This is a genomic window from Citrobacter sp. wls826 (genome assembly GCF_005281245.1).
Lineage (GTDB): Bacteria > Pseudomonadota > Gammaproteobacteria > Enterobacterales > Enterobacteriaceae > Citrobacter > Citrobacter braakii.
Window position 1 is genome coordinate 63,222 of record NZ_SZWS01000064.1, and the last position, 7,970, is coordinate 71,191.

At 53.0% G+C, this 7,970-nt stretch carries 7 protein-coding genes; 4 read left to right on the forward strand and 3 right to left on the reverse strand.

Annotation, left to right across the window (positions count from 1 at the left end):
* From FDW87_RS23180 to tssB, 3 genes are all read right to left on the reverse strand, one after another.
* Window positions 1-313 (reverse strand): type VI secretion system tube protein Hcp (locus FDW87_RS23180; RefSeq protein ID WP_252363276.1); only part of this gene is annotated, 313 nt, incomplete at its 3' end.
* Window positions 314-331: 18 nt separating this feature from the next.
* Window positions 332-1,813: a type VI secretion system contractile sheath large subunit gene (gene tssC, locus FDW87_RS20250; RefSeq protein ID WP_016155550.1), complete on the reverse strand. Its 1,482-nt coding sequence runs from the start codon at window positions 1,811-1,813 to the stop codon at window positions 332-334.
* 19 nt (window positions 1,814-1,832) lie between these two features.
* The gene (gene tssB, locus FDW87_RS20255; RefSeq protein ID WP_016155549.1) at window positions 1,833-2,345 is read right to left on the reverse strand and encodes a type VI secretion system contractile sheath small subunit; all 513 of its coding nucleotides are present in this window, start codon (window positions 2,343-2,345) and stop codon (window positions 1,833-1,835) included.
* A gap of 466 nt (window positions 2,346-2,811) precedes the next feature.
* Between tssB and FDW87_RS20260 the strand changes: the two genes are divergently transcribed.
* From FDW87_RS20260 to FDW87_RS20275, 4 genes are all read left to right on the forward strand, one after another.
* Window positions 2,812-3,180 carry a T6SS protein Cts2N gene (locus FDW87_RS20260; protein ID WP_225836825.1) on the forward strand — a complete coding sequence of 123 codons (369 nt, stop codon included), beginning with the start codon at window positions 2,812-2,814 and terminating at the stop codon, window positions 3,178-3,180.
* A 14-nt stretch (window positions 3,181-3,194) separates the two neighbouring features.
* Complete coding sequence (gene tssK, locus FDW87_RS20265; RefSeq protein ID WP_049043250.1) at window positions 3,195-4,532, forward strand: type VI secretion system baseplate subunit TssK; 1,338 nt, start codon at window positions 3,195-3,197, stop codon at window positions 4,530-4,532.
* Window positions 4,513-5,262: a DotU family type IV/VI secretion system protein gene (locus FDW87_RS20270; RefSeq protein WP_137380108.1), complete on the forward strand. Its 750-nt coding sequence runs from the start codon at window positions 4,513-4,515 to the stop codon at window positions 5,260-5,262. The genes tssK and FDW87_RS20270 overlap by 20 nt, the downstream gene beginning before the upstream one ends.
* Window positions 5,259-7,970, forward strand: a 2,712-nt coding sequence (locus tag FDW87_RS20275) for a type VI secretion system protein (protein WP_252363277.1), incomplete at its 3' end; no start/stop codon positions are given. The genes FDW87_RS20270 and FDW87_RS20275, both read left to right, overlap by 4 nt.

The following is a 7,970-nucleotide window of genomic DNA, read 5'->3' on the forward strand; positions in this document are numbered from 1 at the left end:
CGTTACTCAGGGTATAGACAATAAACGGCAGCATCGCGCTATTGTCGTTACGACAGAGCGTCAACTTCGCTTCTTTGATCACCTTCCCGCTACAGCAATACTCATTGAGCACCGGCGTGGCGAGATCGACAAACTTGGTCAGCGACATTTCACCCACGTGCGCCCGCCCGGAAGTACGTTCGGTATTACTGACGTCGTTAGTGACCTGCATCGCCACGTTATGGCTGTAGGACATGATCTCTATCTGATCTTTGAAGCCATCGGCCTGGCTTTCGCCTTTGATATCGTCAAGCTTTAAAAAAATCGCATCCATGGTCTATCTCCTTAGTAATCAAGCGGCAGCTGGCGGCGGCAGTTCAGCCACCAGACGAATTGAGGTGGTCAACTCTTCTAACTGGAAGTGCGGACGCAGGAATACAACGGCGCGATAAACGCCCGGTTTGCCGGGAACATCACTCACGTCCACCCGTGCTTCACGCAGCGGATAACGCGCTTTAATCTCCTGTGGCGCGCTGTCGCGCAGCAACACATAGTCAGCAATCCAGTTATTGAGGTAACTCTCAACATCATCGCGGCTCATAAAGCTGCCGACCTTGTCGCGCATAATCACCTTCAGGTAATGCGCAAAACGGGAAGCGGCGAGGATGTAAGGCAGCATTGCGGAGATCCTCGCGTTGGCATTGGCCTCCGGGGTGTTGTAGATCCTTGCCTGATTGGTGGTCTGTCCGCCAAAGAACGCGGCGGTGTTGGTATTCTTCTTATGACACAGCACGATGAATCCCAGATCGTTAAGCTCCTTCTCACGCCTGTCGGTAATGGCTATTTCCGTCGGGCAGCGCAGGCTGATATCGCCGGATGGCGTGGAGAACGTATGCGCCGGGAGATCGGATACCAGGCCGCCGCCTTCCGCACCGCGGATCGCCGCACACCAGCCGTATAAGGCAAAAGCTTCGGTAATACGACTGGCCAGCATCCAGGCGGCATTGCCCCACAGATATTTGCTGGCATCAAGGCCGTCGACATCCTCGATAAAGTTCACGCCTTCCACCGGCACCGTATCCGGGCCGTAAGGCAGGCGCTGCAACACGTGCGGCAGCACTAATGAGACATAGCGGGAGTCGTCGCTTTCGCGGAATGCCCGCCATTTAATCAGCTCGGTGCTTTCGAAGATCTTCGCCAGATCGCGCGGGACACCTAACTCGAGAAACGATCCCATATCAAACAAACGAGGACTGGCAGCGGCGATAAACGGCGCATGCGCGGCCGCCGCGACCTGGGAAAGTTTTTCCAGTAGCGCCACATCCTGCGGATGACGGCCAAACTCGAAATCACCGACCAGCACGCTATAGGGATTCCCCCCAAAAGTACCGTATTCATCCTCATACAATTTCTTAAACAACGTGCTCTGATCGAACTCAACCGCTTTTTCCAGATCGTCCTGCAGTTCTTTGCGCGAAACGTTTAGCAGACGTAATTTCAGTCGGGTGCTGGTCTCCGTATTCATCACAAACTGATGCAGACCGCGCCAGGAGGCTTCCAGTTTCTGCATATCCGGGTGATGCAATACCTCATTCAACTGGCCGCTGATAAGCTCGTCGATCTGCGCGATGCGATGGTTGATCATCGCCACCGTATCGCTTCCTATCGCCATCCCTTCATCAAGAATTTGCGTCGCCAGTTCTTCCAGCATGTCACGCGCGTAGGTCTGTTGTAGCTCATCGCGCGCCATCCGCCCTTCCTGGATAATGCGATCCAGCACGCTCAGCGTGACCGTCTGTCCGCCGTTTTCAGCTTGTTCCTGAACATTTTCCATTGTTCTTCTCCTGATTCAGTTACGCGTTTTCAGCCGGTTTTTCTTCAACGATGGGTCTCAAAGCCTGAAGCTCGGCGTTATCGTTTACCACCTGCTGTAGCAGCGCATCCAAATCGTCGTTACCATCCAGTTTGGTGAGCAGATCGCGCAGACGCTGCCGGGCAAGAAACAGTCGCTGAAGGGGTTTAACCTGATTGATAATATTGAGTGGAGAAAAATCATCGAACTCGTTAAAGCACAGCTCAACGTTCAATTTGCTGCCATCATTAGCCAGACGATTTTCAACCTGTATCGCCAGACGAGGTGAGAGGGAGGAAAGCACATCGTCAAAATTATCACGGTCAATTTCGACAAATCGCCGCTCACGTAATTTAGCGGGTGGGCATGCGGGATGTCCGGATAAATCAGCTAAAATACCAACAACTAAGGGAAGCTCTTTCTTCTCAATCGCGCCACCTGTTTCCACATCATACGTTATTTGCACGCGCGGCGGCCTAATACGGTTGAGTTTATGCTGAATGCTCTCGGCCATATTTAATCCTTTTTATTGCAATAGTATCCCTGGCACGACATTTACCGCACCATTATTCGAAAAATCATATTCATGAATAACTAGCCGTATTATAAAAAACACAACACCCAATAAATATCAACTTAATTTTTTACTTTTCACACAAAAAAATAAATTGTTTGATAAAAATCAATTAACAAAAAATTAACCAATAAAAATCAACATGTTGCAATTAAAATTGATTATAAAATAATACTTTGCACTGAAAATATAAATTTAGTGAATATTTAAATGTTAAAAAAATTTATTACTTAAGATTCATCCAATGATGATTTAAGTCAAAAAAACAACCCCCACCATTAATTACCTTATTAATGACAATATAAAAGGACTTTATATGACAAACGGCCTATGCCATCCAGCCAATATAATATTAATCAGTATTTTAATTTTACTGAGTAGCGGTTGTTCATTATGGCAAAACCGTGTGGCATTTAATGATGTGGTCATTGAAACCGCAGCAGATGCAAACGATAACACGCCAGTCGCCGTGGATATTGTCGCGATTGCCGATAATGCGTTACTGCCAACCGTACAATCGCTGAGTGCGACACAGTGGTTTAACGCCAAATCACAACTCCTGCGCGATAGCCCTGACGGGTTGCATGTCTGGTCGCTGGAGCTGGTGCCGGATTCGCGTTTTGTGACCAAAAGCTCCCCTCTGCACGGCGTTAAGGCAGAGGCAATTCTGCTGTTTGCCCGCTACAGCAGCGCAGGAGAACACCGATTAACACTGGAAAAAGCAGATTCACTGCATCTGTTACTAATGACGGATGAAGCCGTCCTGGCACCATGAACAAGGAAGGGACTATGAGCACAATTCCGGCAATGGTTTGCTGGTATGAAGGGATGGCAATGCTACCTCAACATTTCCAGTTGCAGGCATTGCGTAATGAAACATTTTGTGCCGCGCTCACCGGGTGCGCTAATCCGTGGTTCTGGGGCGTCAACCGGCTCCAGATTGACGAGGCTGCGCTGTGTGCAGGAACGCTGCGTATTTTGCGCCTGGAGGCGATGATGCCCGATGGCACGCCGGTCAATTATGACATTAGCGACGATTTATCGCTGGAGTTTGACTGCGCCCGCTTGCTGCCTGCCGCGCCAGACAGTGAACATATCCTTTGGCTGGCGCTGCCGCCGTTAAACCGTGCCGGACAGTGGCAGTTGATGAATAGCCGCTATCGCTCAGTCAACAGCGCCCCGCTACCTGACCTGAGTAGCGGTGAATTCCCCGAGAGCATTTCGCAATGGCAGCCCGTACCGCGTCTGGTTTGCCAGCACGATCGCGCTGATTTCGTCTGTCTGCCGCTGCTGCAGGTTGTGTATAGCGAAGGTGGATTTCGTCAGAGCGAGTGGTTTCCCCCCTCTCCCGCCTTCAACGAAGAGAGTTATCTGGCACGCCAAACCCGACAACTCTGCCTGCAGGCAAGAGAAAAAATTCTGTTTCTGAGCCGTGAAATGCAGTTGGCGCAACACGGACAACGCACCAACGACTGGCTATGGCTTACGCTGTCACTGCATAGTATCCAGGGGGCGTTGCCGCTGGTGGAAAGCTTGCTCAGCAGCGGGCGGCCACATCCACAGGATCTTTACCGCGCGCTGTGTCTCTTTATCGGACAAACGGCAATACTGACTCAGGATAAAACGCTGCCCCTGCTGCCAACCTTTGATTATCAGAACATGCTGCCCGCATTTGCCTCTCTTTTCACCGTACTGAAAAACCAGTTGGCGCATATTCATCGCCGCTATCAGCGGCTGAATTTCAGCAAGCTGGATAACTCTTTTTCACTGCAACTCCCTACAGATATCCACGCGGGAGAGCAGGTGGTGATAGGCCTGCTGATGCCCGGAGACAACGCCTCCAAAGCTGAAAAGTGGTTACAAATGAGTCTTATCACCAGCCAACCCTTTGTACCTGTTCTGCGTCGTCAGCGGATGCACGGGATGACTTTCACGCCGCTGGCTGCAGAGCAGCGCAGTGACTGGGAAATCGACGGCAAGGTGGCCCTGTTTACCCTGACCCTTACCATCCAGTGGTTTGAAAAAGGGACGCCGTTGGTTATTGCCCCATTGCATGAAACAGAGGATATGCCGCAGCAGATCATGCTCTACCGTCAGGAGGATCGCCATGACAATCGCCAATCCTGATATGCCTGCCAGCCGTCTGTTTGATGAGATTTACACCCGCTGGCTGGCGCAGTTCGAACGCTGGAAACGCACTCCGCTACCGCCAGATGAGTTGCATAATCAGGCCCTTGTATACGCCAGTCAGGTGGTAGAAGAGTATAACCGACGCCTGACCCGCGAACTGGGTTCGCCGTTTCAGCAGCAGATTGACGCGTCCGTTTATGCCCTGGTCGCGCTGATTGATGAGTCCGTACTCTATGGTGACTGGCCCGCGCGCTCCCTGTGGCAGTCCTGCCCGCTGGAGTATCATTTGTGGCAAACCCATAGCGCTGGGGACCAGATCCCCCGCCAGATCACCGCTCTGCTCAATGAACGTAACCCAGGAAAGCGGGATTTAGCCGCGCTGTATTTGTGCTGCCTGACGCTGGGGTTTGGTTCCCGACGTGGCGATTTTAACCTGCAGAATCATCAGGAAACCTGCCGCCTGCTGTGGCATTTTGCCTTTCAGCATGACGCTCAGCTCAGCGATATTGCCGAACGCATGGAATCGGCCGCGCTGGGGACGCCTTTACACCTTCCGGCGCATCGCCGCCTGCCAGACAATTCGCGCCTGCATCTCATCGCCCTCGTTATACTTTTAGCGTTATTGCTGTTGAGTCAGCGACTGTGGCTAAGTATTGAAGATGCCATCGGCGTAAATTCGCTGCCAGATTTCCCGTTAACCCAGTCCTGCCAGGGAGATGATAAGTGACGCAACCCTGGCTTACGCTACTGATTATTCTCCTGGTGTTGTTGGCGATGACTCTCTGGTGCGTCTGGTGGCAATGGGAATACCGAAACGATACGTTCAACCGTGCGCAAAAGGAGATCCAGCGAGCCTGTACCAGTCAGGATCCTTACGACAGCGTGCGAATCCTGATGCTTGGCGACGAAGAGGATAACCGTCTGCTGTGCCGCAGTTGGTCACTTACCGACGGCCAGGAATACTGGTTCGGGCAATGGTGGTTTAATCCTCAGTGCAGCCTTCTGTGCCTGCCGCAAACGCTACAAACCGTTGGGAAGAAGCGGCTAATCCGTCAGAATGACTGGCAGAAGACGCTGTCTGCGTTGGTGAAAAGCCGCCCCCAGCGACCACTGGATGCACTGATTATCACCCTTTCATTAGAGACGCTGCATGACGATGATACCGTCCGCGCCAGCTTATTACATAACTGTCAGCAGTTGCAGCAGGTGTGCGGACTGAGTCTGCCAATTTACCTGATCATCAGCGGCATGGAATCACTGGAAGGTACAGCCGATCTGCTGGAGCTATTGCCGGAAGATGCTCGCCGCAGTCCGATTGGCAGCACGATTCCGGTCGCCAGAGAAGCCATTTGGAAACCGCAGTGGATCGACAATGCGCTGGACAATACCCGGACTTCTCTGCGGCTGTTCATCACCGAGCTTGGCGCGCTGCGAGGCAACACGCCGGAGGAATTATTCCGCTTGCCAGAAAGCTTCCCGCCGCTTGCCGCACCGTTGCATGACGCTTTTGACGCCCTGTTTAACAGTCATGCCCGCGATGAGCCACCGCAGCTGCGCGGGATCTGGTTTGTTGCCCGTACGCTGGACCATGACAAACCACAGATGCAGTTTTGTCAGTCGCTACTGAGCAGCAAAATTACCGCTGAGCGCGGTCTCGCGCTTCCGGTGCGCCGTTTGCTGCGCGTGAATTTACGCCGCCATTTCATCACTCTCGCGTGCTATAGCTGCCTTTGCGTTCTTTGGCTTGTCGCGATGACCTGGAGTTGGCAATACCAGCACACCCATGCCGTACTATTGCACGATCGTCTGCAGGTCCTCGCCACAGCCGTCCGGGCCGATATCACTGGTGAGCGTTCCACCGCGCTGTACTGGCGCGTTCTCAATGGCATTCCACAGTGGCAGTTTCGTTCCATCGTCTGGCCCGGCTCGCTGTTCAGCCGCACCGATACAAAATTGCGCGAGACGTTTAACAACGTCACCCTGGCTAGCCTGCTGGTACCAGCCACCAACAGTATCTGCCTGCAAAATCACAATGAAAGGGGCTTTGAGCAGGACGATTTGCTACCCGAAGAGCGTTACCGGCAAATTCAGAACTTGCTCACTCAGGCAAAACAAATGGAGTCGCGCTATTTGCCGTTGCTACAATTAATGCAGATGAAGCAACCGACTGTGCAGACGTTGGCAAACGTCAGCGCCAGCGTTTGGGGCGTGACCGTTGACACCGACTCTTTACCCTCCCAGGAAAAGCTCAACGAGATGTTTGCCACTCTCAATCTCTCGCGTCTGAAATTACCCGACGCTAGCGAGCTGACTCAGCGCAACAGCGTACTTTTTTCTCACGAAACCATGCGCTGGCTGGAGCAAAACTATGGCAATACCAGCCTGGATAACAACGAAGAGCAGCTCGAACAACTGTTGGCGCTGTTTGGCAATGGCACCGGGGTTACCCCCTTGTTCGTCCGCTCGCTGGTCCGCCAGGTCAGCCGCTTACAAGCAACACTGACGACCATTAATAACCTGAGTCGTGACGCAACAAATTCGCCAATCAGACTGCCACTGGATGAGCTGCTCACGCAGGCACGAACCCTTAGGCTTATCGACAACAGCGTGGTTCAGGAACTGCTCCGCCACGAAACCCTACTGCGCCAACGCTTTCTGGCGCAGGTTGATGGCTCCAGGCTGCACTTCTCCTCATTAACCGAGCAATCCCCGGAAGGACAATTCAGCGTATCGCCGGATCTTCTGGCATTACAAAAAAGTTTGCGTGATTTACTTAACCAACCCTTCTGGCAGCAGGGGGCAAGCCAGCCTACCGAGCTCTCCGTCGGTTATCCTGGCAACCTGCAACTTCAGCAGGCGCTGGCGCTGTATGGCGGATTTGAACGATTTATGCAGCAGCTTCCAGACAGCATCTGGCGACCTAAAATCACCATGCTGGCGCGACAGGCGGTGGAAAACGCCATACGTCAGACGCTATACACAGGGGCCACCGGAACCCCGGATAACAGCAATGTCAGCACCGCCAGCGCGGATTACATCATTGAAGCCTTCAACCAGCTTAATCGTCCTCAGCTTGCCATCGCATTGCGCCAACAAACGGCGGCCCAGGTGATTGCACGGGTGCGTCAGGACGGCAGCGCGTTACTTCCGCCGATTACCCCTCCGGCGGTCAATTACGCGACGACAGAACAGGCGCAGGCCAGCGGACAGAAAATTATCGGATGGGCTAGCGCCCAGGCAGAACAAATCTCTGGTGCCCTGGTCCGCTATCAGCAGGATATTGACTGGCTCGACAACCAGCGTCCATGGTTAATGGCAGCGGATAACCAGCTTATCGCTCGCTGGAGCAATTCACTGGCGACAATGAAGCGGCTGCAACAACAGGATCCTGCCAGTTCGCCGATGCAGATGGCGGCCCTTGCTGCCGCGCTGCCG

Coding starts and splice junctions, on each gene's coding strand:
- tssC (WP_016155550.1), bottom strand. CDS start 1,813: ATGGAAAATGTTCAGGAACAAGCTGAAAACGGCGGACAGACGGTCACG.
- tssB (WP_016155549.1), bottom strand. CDS start 2,345: ATGGCCGAGAGCATTCAGCATAAACTCAACCGTATTAGGCCGCCGCGC.
- tssK (WP_049043250.1), top strand. CDS start 3,195: ATGAGCACAATTCCGGCAATGGTTTGCTGGTATGAAGGGATGGCAATG.
- FDW87_RS20270 (WP_137380108.1), top strand. CDS start 4,513: ATGACAATCGCCAATCCTGATATGCCTGCCAGCCGTCTGTTTGATGAG.